This is a genomic window from Streptomyces hygroscopicus subsp. hygroscopicus (assembly GCF_001553455.1).
In the GTDB taxonomy this organism is placed as follows: Bacteria; Actinomycetota; Actinomycetes; order Streptomycetales; family Streptomycetaceae; genus Streptomyces; species Streptomyces hygroscopicus.
This window is the reverse complement of sequence record NZ_BBOX01000139.1, coordinates 1-15,424: the sequence shown is the minus strand read 5'-3', so window position 1 is coordinate 15,424 and position 15,424 is coordinate 1. Positions and strand designations below refer to the sequence as shown.

Genomic DNA, 15,424 nt, shown 5'->3' with positions numbered 1-15,424 from the left:
GTGGCGCCAGCGTAGTGGAGGGCGGTTCGCACGGGGTGTGAACGCCGGGAAGCGGGCTATCCGCGGCCGGCGTCGGCGGCCGGGAGGGTGAGGACCGTGGGGGCGGGCAGCGGGCAGCGGTCGTAGCGCAGCACGACGAACGCGGCGTCGTCGGCGAGCCGTCCGCCGGTGTGGCCCAGCAGCGCCGAGCGCACCCCCGCGACGACCGCCGCCGGGACGAGCGGTCCGGGCCCCGCGGCCTCGGACAGGGCGCGGCGCAGGGGGAAGAACGTGCCGCGGGCATCGCGTGCGTCCTCGGCGCCGTCGGTGTGCAGCACCAGCGTGTCACCGGCCTCCAGGGCGCTCCAGCGGGCGGCGGACAGCTCGGCGGGGAGCGGGAAGAGACCGAGCGGGGGCAGCACCTCACCGGCCTCGGTCTGCCGGGCCGTGGCCGGGCCCACCGGCTGTTCGTGGAGGCGGTACGGCCAGGGGTGGCCGCAGTTGACCGCGGTGACCTCGCCGTCCGGACCCACCTCCAGCAGCAGGACGGTCACGAACTCCTCGTCCAGGGGGCCGTCCGGCGGGCCCTCGCCGCTCGCGCGGTACCGCAGATGGCGCTCCAGGGCGCGGTCGAGCCGGCGCAGCACACCGGTGAGCCGGGGCTCCTCGTGGGCGGCCTCGCGGAAGCTGCCGAGGACGGCGGCGACGGTGCCGATCGCGGACAGGCCGTGGCCGCGCACATCACCGATGATCACGCGGAGGCCGTACGGGGTGGCCAGCGCCTCGTACAGATCCCCGCCGAGGGCGGCGCCCCGGCTGGCCGACAGATGGCCGCCCGCCAACTCGATGCCCTCCAGCCGGGCCGGGAGCGGCCGCAGCACCACGTCCTGCGCCGCGGTGGCCACCGCCCGGAGCTGTTCCAGTTCGCGGACCAGCCGCAGCCTGCGGCCGTTGACGAGATAGCTGGCGACGACCACCGCGAGGATGGCGCAGCAGGTCACCAGGGCCGCGTCCGGCTCCTCCACGTCACCGTCGGGTTCCAGGGCGGTCGGCGGGGCGAGGGCGCACAGCAGGCTCGCGCCGCCGAGCAGCAGGATGCACCGGCGGCGGCCGCTGCTGGCGCAGGCGATGGCGGGTGACGCGGCGAGGAGCGGGACGAGTTCGGTGTGGTGCGGGGTCAGCAGCTCCCAGCAGACGACGCCGAGCACCCACAGACAGGGGATCACGCGGGTGACCGCCCGCAGGCTCCGCGCTCCCCGAACGAACGCACCGCCGACTGCCGATGTCCCGATCATGTGTCGCCCCCAACGCCGGCCAATGAGGCGGTCGGCCGACCCCTGGACGGTCGGTCTCGCGTGGGCCGTACGACCGGGACGATTCTTGCGACAGCTTCTGCCAAAAGGACCAGCCGCTTCCGGATCTCACCTGATCGGGTGACCGCGTGCGGGGGCGGTCTCCGAACATCCCGCCGGGCCGCGGACACGGTATCGGCTGCCCGCCGTTCACCGGGTGGCCGGACGGCCGAGGTCGCGGCCCACCCCGCGACCGTGCTGCCCGCCCGGAGACCCCGCGAAACGGTGAGGGGCCGCCCCGCGCCGGTGCCACACCCCATCACCACCGGCCGCCAGCCGGACACGACCGCCTTCCCCGGGCAGCCCCGAACGCCTCCACGCCTGTCGGCCGTCCGCCGGGAGGGGCGGGCGGGCGCGCGTCGGGAGCCGCGGGGGTCGCCGGGGGACGGCGATGGGGCCGCACCCCCGCGTCGCGGGTGCGGCCCCATCGGCCGGGTTACGGCGGACCGGCGCGAGCCGGGCGCCGTCAGGCTCCGCGCAGCGTGGCGCCCGTGCGGTCGGCGGCCACCGCCACCGCGGCGTCGCGGGAGGCGGCGATCTCCTCGGCGGTCAGCGTGCGGTCCGGGGCGCGGAAGCGCAGCGCGTAGGCCAGCGACTTCTTGCCCTCGCCGAGCTGTTCACCGGTGAAGACGTCGAACAGCCGGAGCGACTCCAGCAGCTCGCCCGCGCCCTCCCGCAGCGCCGTCTCGACCTCGGCCGCGGGCACCGACGCGCCGACGACCAGCGCGATGTCCTGGGTGGCCACCGGGAAGGTGGACACGTGGGGGGCCTCCACGCGGCCGGTACCGGCCCGCTCCAGGCGGTCGAGCTCGATCTCCATCGCGCAGGTGCGCTCGGGCAGGCCCAGGGCCTTGGTGACCCGCGGGTGGAGCTCACCGGCGTTGCCGACGAGGATCTCCTCGCCGTCGACGACGGCGAGGAGCGCGGCGCAGCGGCCCGGGTGCCAGGGGTCCTGCTGGTCCTGGCGGACGATCAGCTCCACGCCCGCCTCGCGGGCCACGATCCGGCCCGCCTCGACGGCGTCGGCCCAGCTCACCGGGGTGCCCTGGCCCCACCAGCCGGCCTGTTCGCGGTCGCCCGCGAGGACGGCGGCGGCGCGGCGCGGCTGGTGCGGCAGCGCGGCGTCGAGCGCGGCGATCTGCTCGTCGGTGGGACGGCGGTCGACGGGCAGGACGGCCGCGGGCGGCTCGTCACCGGTGGCGCGGAAGACCAGCCCCGTCTCGAAGAGCGCGAGGTCGTGCTCGCCACGGCCGTGGTTGCGGCGCAGCGCGCCGAGCAGTCCGGGCAGCAGGGTGGTGCGGAGCGCGGGCTCGGCGTCCGACAGCGGGTTGACCAGCCGCACCACATCGCGCCGCGGATCGTCGGCGGCCAGCCCGAACTGGTCGAGGACCTCCTCGCCGATGAACGGGTAGTTCAGCGCCTCGACGTATCCGGCTCCGGCCAGCGCGCGGCCGACCCGGCGGTGCAGCCGCTGACGCTCGGTCAGCCCGCGCCCGGCGGGGGGCAGCGGCAGTGTCGAGGGGAGGTTCTCGTACCCCTCGAGCCGGATGACCTCCTCGGCCAGGTCGTTGGGGTCGGTGAGGTCGGGCCGCCAGCTGGGGACGGTGACGGTGAGGTCGTCGGCCCCGTAGACGTCGCAGCCGATCTGCTGCAGCCGGCGGACCACGGTCTCCCGGCCGTAGTGCACCCCCGCGACCTTGTCCGGGTGGTCGGCGGGCAGGGTGATGGTGTGCGGTGCGCTGGGCGCGATGATCTCGGTGACGCCCACCTCGGCGGTGCCGCCCGCGAGCAGCACCAGCAGATCGACGGTGCGCTGCGCCGCCGCGGAGGCGGCCTGGGGGTCGACACCGCGCTCGAACCGCCGGGATGCCTCGGAGGACAGCTTGTGGCGGCGGGCGGTGCGGGCGACCGAGACCGGGGCGAAGTGGGCCGCCTCGATGACGACCTCGGTGGTCCCCACCATCTGGCCGGTACCGGGGTCGGCGGTGGCGTCCGCGATCTCGGTGTTGGCACCGCCCATGACGCCGGCGAGGCCGATGGGGCCGCTCTCGTCGGTGATGACGAGGTCCTCGCCGTCCAGGACCCGCTGGGTGCCGTCGAGGGTGGTGAGCTTCTCGCCCGGCTCGGCGCGGCGCACCCCGATCGCCCCGTTGACCCGGGAGCGGTCGTAGGCGTGCAGCGGCTGGCCGAGTTCGAGCATCACGTAGTTGGTGATGTCGACCGCGAGCGAGACCGGGCGCATCCCGGCCTTCTGGAGCCGGCGCTGGAGCCAGATCGGGGAGTGCGCCTCGGGGTCGAGCCCGGTGACGGTGCGGGCGGTGAAGCGGTCGCAGCCGATCGGGTCGGCGACCTTCACCGGGTAGCCGTGGCTGTTGGGCGCGGGCACGTCGAGGAGGGCCGGGTCGCGCAGCGGCAGCTCGTAGGCGATCGCGGTCTCGCGGGCGATCCCGCGCATCGACAGGCAGTAGCCCCGGTCCGGGGTGACGGCGATGTCGAGGACCTCGTCGACCAGCTCCAGCAGCTCGATGGCGTCGCTGCCGGCCTCGTGCTCCGGCGGCAGCACGATGATGCCGTCGTGGTCGTCGGACATGCCCAGCTCGCTGGCGGAGCAGATCATGCCCTCGGAGACCTTGCCGTAGGTCTTGCGCGCGGAGATCGCGAAGCCGCCGGGCAGCTCGGCGCCGGGCAGCACGACCACGACCTTGTCGCCGACCCGGAAGTTCCGGGCGCCGCAGACGATGTTCTGCGGCTCGCCGGTGCCGTTGGCCCGGCCGACGTCGACCTGGCAGTAGCGGATGGGCTTCTTGAACCCCTCCAGCTCCTCGATGGCCAGCACCTGTCCGACGACCAGGGGCCCCTTGAGGCCGGCGCCGAGCTGCTCGACCGTCTCCACCTCGAGCCCGGCGGCGACGAGTTTGGCCTGTACGTCACGGCCGGTCTCACCGGCGGGCAGGTCGACGTACTCCCGCAGCCAAGAAAGCGGGACCCGCATCAGATCTCCATCCCGAAGGGCCGGGTGAAGCGCACATCACCCTCGACCATGTCTCGCATGTCTTCCACGTTGTGCCGGAACATCAGCATCCGCTCGATGCCGAAGCCGAAGGCGAACCCGCTGTACTTCTCCGGGTCGACACCGCAGGCGACGAGCACCCGCGGGTTGACCATCCCGCAGCCGCCCAGCTCGATCCAGCCCTCGCTGGAGCAGGTGCGGCAGGGCCGGTCCGGGTTGCCGACGGACTCGCCGCGGCACACGTAGCACAACATGTCCATCTCGGCGGACGGCTCGGTGAACGGGAAGAAGTTCGGCCGCAGCCGGGTGGACATCCCCTCGCCGAACAGCGCCCGCACCATGTGGTCGAGCGTCCCCTTGAGGTCGGCCATGGTCAGGCCCTCGTCGATGGCGAGCAGCTCGACCTGGTGGAAGACGGGGGTGTGGGTGGCGTCCAGCTCATCGGTGCGGAAGGTGCGGCCCGGGCAGATCACGTAGATGGGCGGCTCGCGGTCGATCATCGACCGGATCTGCACCGGCGAGGTGTGGGTGCGCAGCACCACGCCGGACGGCTCGTCGTCCTTCGCGCCCCGCACGAAGAAGGTGTCCTGCATCTCGCGGGCCGGGTGGTCGGGCGGGAAGTTGAGCGCGTCGAAGTTGAACCACTCGGCCTCCACCTCGGGGCCCTCGGCGACCTCGTAGCCCATCGCGACGAAGACGTCCTCGATGCGCTCGGAGAGCGTGGTGATGGGGTGGCGGGCCCCGGCCGGGACGCGGTCGTAGGGCAGTGTGACGTCCACCGCCTCCTCGACCAGCACCCGGGCGTCCCGCTCCGCCTCCAGCTCCTCCTGCCGGGCCTTCAGCGCCTGGCCCACCTGGCCGCGGGCCTGGCCGACGCGCTTGCCCGCGTCCGCCTTGGCGTGCGGCGGCAGGGCGCCGATCTCGCGGTTGGCGAGCGCGAGCGGCGAGCGGTCGCCGGTGTGGGCGACCTTCACCTCGCGCAGCGCCTCGAGATCCCCGGCGGCGGCGATGGCGGCGAGCGCCTCGTCCCGCCTGCGGGCGATCTCTTCCGGTTTCAGTGCCTCGACCTCGACAGGGTCGTACGACTTATTGGGTGCCGACATCTCTTCCCGTGCTTCCGATTGTCCCCCAGCTACCGCTGGGAGGTGCCCCCGGCTGCGCGACCCCGGCCCGACCGCTGCGACCGCTGCGACCACCAATGGGGACGCCAAGGTGCCAAAGCCCGAGTCTAAGGGGCGCGAGGGGGGCGCTGTTCCTGGGGACGCCGCGCGGCATCCGCCGCGCCGACGCGTCCGCCCCGTCGGGAGGAGCCCGTGGGGGTCAGGCCAGATAGGCCGGGGTGCCCACGGGCAGGGTAAATCGGAACTCCGCGCCGCCGCCGCGGGCCCGGTCCACGGTGATCGTCCCGCCGTGCGCCTCGACGATGCCCTTGACGATGTAGAGCCCCAGGCCGGTGCCGCCGCGCTTGCTGCCCCGCCAGAAGCGGGTGAAGACGCGGTTCATCGACTCCTCCGGGATACCGGGGCCCTCGTCGCTCACGGTGACGGCGGTCCTTTCGACAGGGGGGCTGTCCGCGACCGGTTTGGCCGGTGCGGGCGCGATATCAATAGTGACCGTTCCCTCACCGTGGCGCACCGCGTTTTCCAGCAGATTGCCCAGCACCTGATCGATCTTGTCCGGATCGGCCCACAGCCGGGGCAGCGGCCCCCTGACCCTGATCAGGAAGCGCTCGGCGGTCTGCCCGGCCGCGGTGAGCGCCTGCACATGGCGGCGGACGGCGGCGGCGAGGTCCACCGGCTGGCGGCGCACCTCCAGCCGGCCGGAGTCGATCCGGGAGATGTCCAGCAGCTCGGCGATCAGCCGGGTGACCCGGTTGGCGTCGGCGTCGACCGTCTCCAGCATCAGCCGCTTCTGGTCGTCGGTGAAGCGCTCCCATTTCGCCAGCAGCGTGGCCGTGAACCCCTTCACGGAGGTCAGCGGCGAGCGCAGCTCATGGGCGACGGTCGCGATCAGCTCGGCATGGCTGCGCTCGGTACGGCGGCGGGCCTCGGTGCCGCGCAGACAGACCACCACCCGGCGCACCGGCCCGGTCGGCCGCTCGCGCACATAGCGGACCGAGACCAGGACCTCGCGGCCGCCCGGCAGCAGCAGGTTCCGCTCGGGCTGACCGGCCCGGATGGCCAGCCCTCCGTAAGGATCGGTCAGCGCCCACCAGCGCCGGCCGTCCAGGTCCTCTAACGGCAGGGCCACCTCGAGCCGGCGGCCGATCGCGTCCGAGGGGTCGGTGGCGGTGATCCGGGCCGCCGCCGCGTTGAAGCAGGTGACCAGGCCGGTCTCATCGGCCACCACCAGGCCGTCGGGCAGGTCGTCGGGGTGCAGCCCGAGCCCGTCCGGCGCGCCGCCGGGCACACCGGGGCCCGTCCCGCCGGATGGCCGACGCCCGTGGCCCCCGCCGGGCGGCTCCGCTCCGGGCGCATGGGCATCGGCCGCCCTGGCGCCGGAGGTCCTGACGTCCATCCCCACACCCCCTCTCGGTCCCTCCCGGAGGGGGCAACCCTACTAGGTCGATGTGACGGAGCGGCACCCTGCGGGAGCGCGCTGCGCACGAGCGGAGGCATAGAGGCACACGGCGGCGGCCGTGGCGAGGTTGAGGCTCTCGGCCCTGCCGTGAATCGGAACGCGCACCACGTCGTCCGCGAGTGCGCGGGTAGCCTCCGGCAGCCCCCACGCCTCATTGCCGAAGATCCAGGCGGTGGGGGCGCCCAGCAGCCCGTCGTCCAGTTCGGCGTCCAGGTCCCGCTCCCCCGCCCCGTCCGCGGCCAGCACCCGCGCCCCGGCCTCCCGCAGCCCGCTCACCGCGCGCTCGACGGGCACCCCGACGGCGACCGGGAGGTGGAAGAGGGAGCCGACGGAGGCGCGCACGGCCTTGGGGTTGTAGGGGTCCACGGAGGCGTCCGTCAGCACCACGGCGTCCGCCCCGGCCGCGTCGGCGCACCGCAGCACGGTCCCGGCGTTGCCGGGGTCGCGGACGTTGGCGAGGACGGCGACGAGCCTCGGCCGGGCGCGCAGGATCTCCTCGAACGGCGAGTCCAGGAAGCGGCACAGCCCGACGATGCCCTGGGGGGTGACGGTGTCGGACATCTCCGCGATCACGGCGTCGGACGCGGTCAGGACGGGCACTCCCGCGCTCCGGGCGGCCTCGGCGATATCGGCGTGGCGCTCGGCCGCCTCCGGGGTCGCGTACACCTCGACGAGGTGCGCGACGGCCTCCCGTACGGCCTGCGGCCCCTCGACGATGAACCGCCGCTCCTTCCCCCGGAAGCTGCGCTTGGCGAGCCGGCGGGCCGCGGTGACGCGTGGCGATTTGAGGGAGGTCAGGTCGGGGGTCAGCTCGGGGGAGGGCATGGCTACTCGACTCCAGGTTGTGGGCGGTCGTTCCGCCCGGGGCACCACCCGGTGGGGGCCGGGGAGGAACGGGTGGGCACGGCCCGGCCACCGGCCCGCACCCGGCGACGGGTGGGCACGGCCGGGCCACCGGCCCGCGCCCGGCGACGAAACCCAAAGGGGCACCGACACGCGCGGACCCGCAGGTGAGCGATCACCTGCGGGTCCGTCGCCGGTACGGCGTGAGGCTCGACGCGGCGGTCAGGCGGCCTTCGGCGCGTTGACGTCGCTCGGCAGCGCCTTCTGCGCCGCCTCGACCAGCGCGGCGAACGCGTTGGCGTCGTTGACCGCGAGGTCGGCCAGGATCTTGCGGTCCACCTCGATGTTGGCGGCCTTCAGGCCCTGGATGAAGCGGTTGTACGTCATGCCGTTGGCGCGGGCAGCGGCGTTGATGCGCTGGATCCACAGCTGCCGGAAGTCGCCCTTGCGCTTCTTGCGGTCGTTGTAGTTGTAGACCAGAGAGTGGGTGACCTGCTCCTTGGCCTTGCGGTACAGGCGGGAGCGCTGGCCCCGGTAGCCGCTGGCCTGCTCGAGGATCGCCCGGCGCTTCTTGTGGGCGTTGACTGCCCGCTTGACGCGTGCCACTTGGTTAACTCCTTGTACGGGGCCGCGGGTGACTCACGCGGCCCGGAAACGAATGGGTCCCGGTCTGACGCTCGCCCCGCCGGAGCGGGGCGGGGCGTCACTTGCCGAGAAGCTTCTTGATCTTCTTGGCGTCGGCCGGGGCCATCTCGACCTTGCCGGCCAGGCGGCGCGTCAACGTGGACGGCTTGTGCTCGAGAAGGTGGCGGCGACCGGCGCGCTGGCGCACCACCTTGCCGGAGCCGGTGAGCTTGAAGCGCTTGCTGGCACCGCTGTGCGTCTTGTTCTTCGGCATGTCGCCGTTCTCTCCTCGTCGGGGCGCTGTCCGGGCGGCGCGGGCGCGGGGGTGACCGCGATCCGCGCGACCGGAGGCGTCATGTGTTTCGGTTGGTGTCCAAGGCCGTGCGGCCCCGGACGGGCGATCGAGGCTCGCGCCTCTCAATCACGCCTCGGCGGGCTCCTCGGCGGGCTCCTCAGCGGGGCTGCCGCCCTGCTGGCGCTCCGCCTTGCGGGCGGCCTGCGCCTCACGGGCTTCGGCCATCGCCTCGGTCTTCTTCTTGTGCGGACCGAGAACCATGATCATGTTTCGCCCGTCCTGCTTGGGGTTGGACTCGACGAAGCCCAGCTCCTGGACGTCCTCGGCGAGCCGCTGCAACAGCCGGTAGCCGAGTTCGGGCCGGGACTGCTCACGGCCGCGGAACATGATCGTGATCTTGACCTTGTCGCCCTGCTTGAGGAACCGGACGACGTGACCCTTTTTGGTGTCATAGTCGTGCGGGTCGATCTTCGGCCGGAGCTTCATCTCCTTGATGACCGTGTGCGCCTGGTTCTTGCGCGCCTCACGGGCCTTCATGGCCGACTCGTACTTGAACTTTCCGTAGTCCATGAGCTTGCAGACCGGCGGACGGGCGTTCGCCGCCACCTCGACCAGGTCGAGGTCGTACTCCTGCGCAAGCTCCAGGGCCTTGGCAAGCGGCACGATGCCGACCTGCTCGCCACTGGGACCGACGAGTCGCACCTCGGGGACGCGAATCCGGTCGTTGATGCGGGGCTCGGCGCTGATGGATCCTCCTCGGTTGCACCACGCGACCGCCTGGCGGACTGCCGCGTAAGTCTGTATCGGTTGAGACCACCGCGCCGTGGCGCACAAAACGCCCCGGACGGTACACAGGCGGGGCTCCTCACTGACCGGGAGCACCGCCGCGATATCACCGCGGGGCGCAGCCTGACCGATGACCTACCGGCCCGTGGGGTCGAAAGGTGGGAGTGCGGAGCCTCCACTTGTGGGCCGGACACGCACGTGACCGGCCGGTCGTTTATCTACGATACCAGCACCCGGGCGGGATGCTCATCCGCGGTGATGTGCGCGGTGATGTGCGGTGGTGCCGCGGGGCTGTGCGGTGGTGTCCGCGGGGCTGTCTCTCTGTGTCCGTGGTGGGACGTCCTCTGTGTCCGTGCGGCCTTCGCCGGTATTCGCGCGGTCGCGCGGTCCTCGCCGTCGATTCGCGCGGCCCTCGCCGTCGATTCGTGCGGCCCTCGCTGTCGTCCCCTCGCCCGCCCCGTCGTCACCCTCGCCCGCCCCCGCGTTCCCGGGAACCCACCCGCCCCGTGCGTACAGCGCCGGGCCGCCGCCTAGGCTGGAGCGCACCATCCATCAGGAAGTGAGCCCCGACCACCATGAGCGACGCCAACGCCGGGCAGCCGCCGGCCCCCGACTTCGACCGTATGACCCGGGACATCGCGGACGTACCCGCGGTCGAGGTGATCACCACGGTCGCGGTGCACCTGATGAGCGCCGCCGCGGTCAACCTGGGCCTGGCCGAGGAGGGTCCCGAGCACAAGGACCTGGACGAGGCACGGAAGCTGATCAACGCCCTGGCGGGGCTGGTCACGGCGAGCGCCACGGAGATCAGCTCCTTCCACGCCGCCCCGCTGCGGGACGGCCTGAAGTCCCTGCAGCTCGCCTTCCGCGAGGCGTCGGTGGTGCCGGACGAGCCGGGGCAGGGCCCCGGCGAGAAGTTCACCGGCCCGGTCTTCGGCTGACCTCGGCCGGCCTTGGCCGGCCCCCCGCTGTGGGCGGGGCCCGGTCCTCGGCCGGCCCCCGGCCCGAGGGCGGGCCCGGTCCTCGGGTCCTCGGGGTTCGGCGTTCGCTCTTCGCTTCGGGCTTCGGGCTTCGGGCTTCGGGTTTCGCGGGTTTCGGCTCGGGTTTCGGGTGAACCTCCTGCCCTGGGCGGGCCCCCGGTCCTCGGCCGCCCCTCGGGGCATGGCCGGGCCCCGGGGCGGCTCAGGCCGCCTCCGGGCCCTTGGTCTCCGGGCCGCCCGCCTCGGGGCGGTGGCCGCCGCGCAGCCGTCCCCACGGCCCGGCCTCCGGGGGCGGATGCGCCTGCTCCCGCTCGACCTGCCCCTCCGGACGGAGATGGGTGAACCGGTGAACCACGGCGGCGAGCACCCCGCCGACCAGCGGCGCGACGATGAACAGCCACAGCTGGCCCAGCGCGTCACCACCCGCGAAGATCGCGGGGCCGAAGCTGCGCGCCGGATTGACCGAGGCCCAGGTCAGCGGGATGCCGACCAGATTGGCCGCGGCATAGGCGAGACCCACCGGGACCGGTTCGACACCGACCAGCACCACCGAGCGGGTCACCGTGAGAAAGACGAACACCAGCAGGAAGGTGAGCAGCACCTCGACGAGGAAGGCCCCGCCCGCGCCCAGGCCCACCGGTGAGCGGACGCCGTACCCGTTGCTCCCGAAGGCACCGGCCGTCTGGAGCCGGGGCACCTGCTTGGCGACCAGGAAGAGCACCGCCGCACCAACGATCGCGCCCACGAACTGCGCGATCCAGTACTCGACGGCCGTACGGATGTCGATGCGCTTGGCCAGCAGCACACCCAGGGTCACCGCCGGGTTGATGTGGCAGCCCGAGACGCGTCCGAACGCGTAGGCGATCGCGATCAGCGTGAAGCCGAAGGCGAGCGAGATGCCGAGGGCGTTGATGTAGTCGCCGGCCAGGACCAGGGAACCGACTCCGAAGAGGACCAGCATCGCGGTCCCGATGAACTCCGCTACGACCGTTCTCGTCTCCATGGCGCTCTCCTCACGCAGATTCCGACCGCCAGTCGCCTAAGCATTGTGGGGGGAATCGGGACCATTCGCCTGTTGGTCCGAACGGGATCCGCGAGGAGGGCCGGGCCGAACGGAAAGGGACGAGCCGAGCAGGGGGCGCCGGGCCGAACAGGGCGGGGGCTGGCCGAACAGGGTGGCCAGCCCGAACAGGGCGGCACCAAGCCGAACAGGGCGGGGCGGGCCGAACAGAGCGGCACGACCGAACAGGGCGGCAAGCCGGAACACGGCGGCAAGACCGAGCAGGGCAGCGCCGGGCCGAACGGGAAGGGACGAGCCCGAGCAGGGGGCGCCGAGCCGAATAGGGCGGCAAGCCCGAACAGGGCGGCGCCGGGTCAAACAGGTAGCGCCGGGCCGAGCAGGGCGGCAAGCCGGAACACGGCGGCAAGACCGAGCAGGACGGCGCCGGGCCGAACGGAAAGGGACGAGCCGAGCAGGGCGGCGCCGGGCCGGGGCGGCCGGGCACCGCCGCTCAGCGGCTGAAGAGCGGTTCGCCGGGGACCTTCGCGTCCGGTGGCAGCAACGCCAGGGTCAGCCCGCGCACCAGCCGCGCCCGCAGCACCTCATCGGCGGCCAGCGCGCCCGCCACCCGGTGCGCCGTCTCCCGCGCCGGTGCCTCGGGCGCCAGGGCGAGCGCGAGCATCCCGTCGGCGTCCGCCGCCGGGGTCAGATGGGCCCGGACCACCTCCGGCGCGGCGGCCAGCACGGTGCGCACGGCTTCGGTGACGGCGGGGTCGGCGAGTGGATCGGCGCTGGTCCGCCCCTCGGCGAGGGCCAGCAGCGCGGGACCGGTCAGCTGGTACGGCACCGGGCCAGCGAGGTCCAGGACCAGGGTGTCCGCCTTCTCATGCGCGGCGGCCTCCAGCGCCTGGCGCAGCGGTACGGCCACGGGCCGGGCGTCCGGGCGCCAGCGGGCCAGCGTCTCGAGCGAGGTGAAGGCGGGCAGCGCGCGCCGGCCCCCGGGGGCTTCCAGCGTGGGCACGGCCATGTCGCTGGTCTTCTCGCGGCGCAGCCCATCGGGTCCCTCCTCGACCTCGCCGAGGATCGCCACCACCGGGACGAGGAGGCGGGCGCCGGTGAGCGCGGCCAGCACCTCCGGTTCGGCGGAGCGGTCATCGGCCCAGGCGGCGAGCGCCGCGGCCAGACGGGGATCGGCGGAGCCGTCGTCGCCGGAGAAACCTGGGTCGGGAATGTTCTTGAGCGCCACGCCATGAGGGTATCGAGAGCGGCGCGACCCCGACGCGGCGGGCGGGGCCAAGGCGGCGACACGGAGCGGGCAGCGGACGACGCGGCCGGTCAGGGACAGGGGCGGGGCAGGAGCCAGGGGCGGGGGCAGGAGCAGGAGCCAGGGGTGAGCGCGGCGCTCGCCGACGCGCCGCCGGTGCGCTGCCTCTCATGGCCAACAGCTCCAGGCAGGAGCAAGAGCGGGAGCGGAGGCAGGAGCCGGGACAGGGGCAGGAACAGAGAGCGGAGGGGCAGAAGCCAAGGGTGAGCGCGGTGTTCGCCGACGCGCCGGCCGGTGCGCTCACCCCCGTGGCCAACAGCTCCGGGGCGGACTTCTCGGTCGCCGTCCTGGACGCCCGGCCGGGGACGAGCGGGGTCCACGGCGACGGCTCGTACACCACCGCGAGCTACGCCACGACGGACATCGTCGAGGCGGACCTCGTCAAGGCGGACATCGGCGAGGCCGGGGCCCGGCCGGCGGGTGCCGTTGTCCGGGGTCGGCTCAGCGCGGGCGGCCCCCGGTGAGCAGGGTGCGCACCCTCGGTGGCACCCGCAGCGGGCCCGAACCGCGCCACAGCGCGACCGCGGCGACGACCAGGGCCGCCCCGGCGGCTCCGGCGAGCAGGGCCAGTTGGTTGGGGCCGGACTCCTCGTGCGCGCCCTGGGCGTGGTCCGGGCCCTTGCCGAAGAAGCGTCGTGGCGAGGCGGCCACGGCGGGCCGCTGGGCCTCCGGCTCCACCTTGCCCCCCGCGGTGATCGCCGCCGCCGGGTCCACCAGGCCCGCGCCGAGTTCATCGCTGTGGCCGCCCTCCGGGACGTCCTGGGCGGTCTCGGTGAGGAGCTGCCGGATCTGGCGCGGGCTCAGCTCGGGGTGGGCGGCGCGGACGAGGGCGACGGAGCCGGAGACGAAGGCGGCGGCCGCGCTGGTTCCCCAGCCCTCGTAGTAGCGCTTGTCCGGGTCGGCGATGACCACGTCGACCCCGGGCGCGCAGACGGTGGCGTACCAGCGGCGGGTGGAGAAGGCCGCGCGGGAGCCGTAGCGGTCCACGGCGGTCACGGCGATCACACCGGGGTAGGCGGCCGGGTAGGAGACCCGGTCCCCCTTCTCGCCCCCGTTGCCCGCGGAGGCGACGACGACCACGCCCTTGCGCAGCGCGTACTGCACGGCGGCGTCCTCGGCGGCCTCGGGGTGGGCGGAGGCGCTGTCGTCGCCGAGCGAGAGGTTGATGACGTCGGCGCCGTGGTCGGCCGCCCAGCGGATACCGGCGGCGAGCGCGCCACCGCGGCCGGAACGGGCCTTCTTGCGGGCGGGGTCGGAGTCTTCGAGGATCACCCGCACCGGCAGGATCCGCGCCTTGGGAGCGATACCGAGCACGCCCTCGCCGCCGGCGGCGCCGTGGCCGTGCCCGGCGATGATCCCGGCCATGGCGGTGCCGTGGCGGGCCCAGGCCCGCTCACCGCGCCGGGCGCCGAAACCGATCAGGTCCTTGCCGGGCAGCACCTGGCCCTCGAGGTCGGGGTGGCCCTCGTCGACGCCGGTGTCCAGGACGGCGACAGTGATCCCGGAGCCCTTGGTCGTCTGCCATGCCTCGCGGACGTGGAGGGCGTCCAGCGCCCACTCCTGGGCCTGTATGCCGTCCGCGTTCGCGGGCGCGGCGGGCACCAGGGTCAGCCCGGCGGCGGCGAGGGCCACGGCGAGGCGCCGCCCCAGCCCGGCGAACCCGGCGGCTCCGGCGAACCCGGCAGCTCCGACCGCCCCGGTCATGACGCGACCTCCCCGACCGCAGACAGAGCCCGACGGAACCCGGCCCCAATCACGTCGGCGAGAGCCACAGCGAGACACCACAACAACCCCGCAAACCCAGCGAACCCGGCAACTCCGGCTGCCCCGGTCATGACGCGACCTCCCCGACCGCAGACAGAGCCCGACGGAACCCGGCCCCAATCACGTCGGCGAGAGCCACAGCGAGACACCACCACAGCCCGACGAACCCAGCGACTCCGGCGAACCCGGCAACTCCGGCCGCCCCGGTCATGACGCGACCTCCCCGACCGCGGACAGGGCCCGGCGGAATCCGGCCTCGATCGCGTCGGCGATGCCCCGGGCGTCGTTGCCGAGGCCCGACTGGGCGGGCGCCGAGGTGGCGCCCCGCTGGGTGGCCTCGCCCGCCGACTGCGGGTCGGTGACCTTACGGCCGTCGGCGAAGCCGCTGACGGTGTAGACGACGGCGGGGGTGTCGGTGAGGATCCGGATCCGCCAGCTGGCGCGCTGGTCGTCGCCGAAGCCGGCCGCCGCGGTGCCCTCGGCGGCGTACGGGCGGGGCATCAGATCGGTGCGCTCGTCGAGCTTCTCGGTCACGAAGCGCTGGTGCAGCGCCCGCATCGCGGTGGGGCCGGAGGTGGTGATCAGTATCCCGACGGTGGTGACGCTGGTGCTGGTGGCGTCGGTGTACGTGGCGCGCATCAGGCGCTCGCAGCCCACCGGGGCCAGCGCCTTGGTGAGCAGTGGGTCGAAGCCGCCGCCGCAACTGCTGTCCGGGGCGACCGCTATCCGGGTCCAGACCCGGTCGGCGCCGCCGGGGCCCTCGCCCTTGCCGCGCAGGGTGCGCGGGAAGAGGCCGTCCACCGGGACGCTGTGCCAGGCGGCGCGGGCGTGGGCGTAGGTGTCGGCGGTGGACGGCGGGGCGTCGGGGTCGTCGCCCAGCCAGCTGC

General features: G+C 73.9%; 14 protein-coding genes. 2 read left to right on the top strand and 12 right to left on the bottom strand.

The genetic code is table 11. From position 1 onward, the window contains the following. Window positions 1-56: 56 nt before the first annotated feature. From AXW62_RS16630 to infC, 8 genes are all read right to left on the bottom strand, one after another. Entirely contained in the window at window positions 57-1,205 is a 1,149-nt protein-coding gene (locus AXW62_RS16630) for a PP2C family protein-serine/threonine phosphatase (RefSeq protein WP_252368628.1), read from the bottom strand. A gap of 592 nt (window positions 1,206-1,797) precedes the next feature. Next, complete coding sequence (pheT, locus tag AXW62_RS16625; protein ID WP_060945220.1) at window positions 1,798-4,323, bottom strand: phenylalanine--tRNA ligase subunit beta; 2,526 nt, start codon at window positions 4,321-4,323, stop codon at window positions 1,798-1,800. After that, window positions 4,323-5,444, bottom strand: coding sequence for a phenylalanine--tRNA ligase subunit alpha (pheS, locus tag AXW62_RS16620; protein ID WP_030827043.1), 1,122 nt, complete (start codon window positions 5,442-5,444; stop codon window positions 4,323-4,325). The genes pheT and pheS overlap by 1 nt, the downstream gene beginning before the upstream one ends. A 217-nt stretch (window positions 5,445-5,661) precedes the next feature. Next, window positions 5,662-6,858 carry a sensor histidine kinase gene (locus AXW62_RS16615; protein ID WP_060945219.1) on the bottom strand — a complete coding sequence of 399 codons (1,197 nt, stop codon included), beginning with the start codon at window positions 6,856-6,858 and terminating at the stop codon, window positions 5,662-5,664. A 42-nt stretch (window positions 6,859-6,900) separates the two neighbouring features. Further along, window positions 6,901-7,746, bottom strand: a complete 846-nt coding sequence (locus tag AXW62_RS16610) for a TrmH family RNA methyltransferase (protein WP_030827047.1) — start codon at window positions 7,744-7,746, stop codon at window positions 6,901-6,903. 240 nt (window positions 7,747-7,986) lie between these two features. Beyond that, window positions 7,987-8,370 carry a 50S ribosomal protein L20 gene (gene rplT, locus AXW62_RS16605; protein WP_009713826.1) on the bottom strand — a complete coding sequence of 128 codons (384 nt, stop codon included), beginning with the start codon at window positions 8,368-8,370 and terminating at the stop codon, window positions 7,987-7,989. A gap of 97 nt (window positions 8,371-8,467) precedes the next feature. Continuing rightward, window positions 8,468-8,662 (bottom strand): 50S ribosomal protein L35, encoded by a 195-nt coding sequence (rpmI, locus tag AXW62_RS16600; protein WP_020867203.1) that lies wholly within the window; start codon window positions 8,660-8,662, stop codon window positions 8,468-8,470. 147 nt (window positions 8,663-8,809) lie between these two features. Then, window positions 8,810-9,487, bottom strand: coding sequence for a translation initiation factor IF-3 (gene infC, locus AXW62_RS16595; RefSeq protein WP_078961815.1), 678 nt, complete (start codon window positions 9,485-9,487; stop codon window positions 8,810-8,812). Window positions 9,488-10,044: 557 nt separating this feature from the next. On the opposite strand from infC, the gene AXW62_RS16590 reads away from it, so the two are divergent. Then, window positions 10,045-10,410 (top strand): DUF1844 domain-containing protein, encoded by a 366-nt coding sequence (locus tag AXW62_RS16590; RefSeq protein WP_060945218.1) that lies wholly within the window; start codon window positions 10,045-10,047, stop codon window positions 10,408-10,410. 241 nt (window positions 10,411-10,651) lie between these two features. Here AXW62_RS16590 and AXW62_RS16585 read toward each other — a convergent pair whose 3' ends face one another. After that, window positions 10,652-11,452: an MIP/aquaporin family protein gene (locus tag AXW62_RS16585; protein WP_060945217.1), complete on the bottom strand. Its 801-nt coding sequence runs from the start codon at window positions 11,450-11,452 to the stop codon at window positions 10,652-10,654. Between the two features lie 508 nt (window positions 11,453-11,960). Next, complete coding sequence (locus tag AXW62_RS16580; protein WP_060945216.1) at window positions 11,961-12,695, bottom strand: SseB family protein; 735 nt, start codon at window positions 12,693-12,695, stop codon at window positions 11,961-11,963. A gap of 281 nt (window positions 12,696-12,976) precedes the next feature. On the opposite strand from AXW62_RS16580, the gene AXW62_RS16575 reads away from it, so the two are divergent. Further along, entirely contained in the window at window positions 12,977-13,237 is a 261-nt protein-coding gene (locus AXW62_RS16575; RefSeq protein ID WP_060945215.1) for a hypothetical protein, read from the top strand. On the opposite strand, the gene mycP is transcribed toward AXW62_RS16575, so the two are convergent. Both mycP and AXW62_RS16565 read right to left on the bottom strand, forming a co-directional pair. Next, window positions 13,215-14,477: a type VII secretion-associated serine protease mycosin gene (gene mycP / locus AXW62_RS16570; protein WP_060945214.1), complete on the bottom strand. Its 1,263-nt coding sequence runs from the start codon at window positions 14,475-14,477 to the stop codon at window positions 13,215-13,217. The two genes, AXW62_RS16575 and mycP, sit on opposite strands and share 23 nt — an antisense overlap. Before the next feature lie 267 nt (window positions 14,478-14,744). Beyond that, a partial coding sequence (locus AXW62_RS16565; protein ID WP_060945213.1) for a hypothetical protein occupies window positions 14,745-15,424 on the bottom strand: 680 nt, incomplete at its 5' end.

Coding starts and splice junctions, on each gene's coding strand:
- pheT (WP_060945220.1), bottom strand. CDS start 4,323: ATGCGGGTCCCGCTTTCTTGGCTGCGGGAGTACGTCGACCTGCCCGCC.
- pheS (WP_030827043.1), bottom strand. CDS start 5,444: ATGTCGGCACCCAATAAGTCGTACGACCCTGTCGAGGTCGAGGCACTG.
- AXW62_RS16615 (WP_060945219.1), bottom strand. CDS start 6,858: ATGGACGTCAGGACCTCCGGCGCCAGGGCGGCCGATGCCCATGCGCCC.
- AXW62_RS16610 (WP_030827047.1), bottom strand. CDS start 7,746: ATGCCCTCCCCCGAGCTGACCCCCGACCTGACCTCCCTCAAATCGCCA.
- rpmI (WP_020867203.1), bottom strand. CDS start 8,662: ATGCCGAAGAACAAGACGCACAGCGGTGCCAGCAAGCGCTTCAAGCTC.
- AXW62_RS16590 (WP_060945218.1), top strand. CDS start 10,045: ATGAGCGACGCCAACGCCGGGCAGCCGCCGGCCCCCGACTTCGACCGT.
- AXW62_RS16585 (WP_060945217.1), bottom strand. CDS start 11,452: ATGGAGACGAGAACGGTCGTAGCGGAGTTCATCGGGACCGCGATGCTG.
- mycP (WP_060945214.1), bottom strand. CDS start 14,477: ATGACCGGGGCGGTCGGAGCTGCCGGGTTCGCCGGAGCCGCCGGGTTC.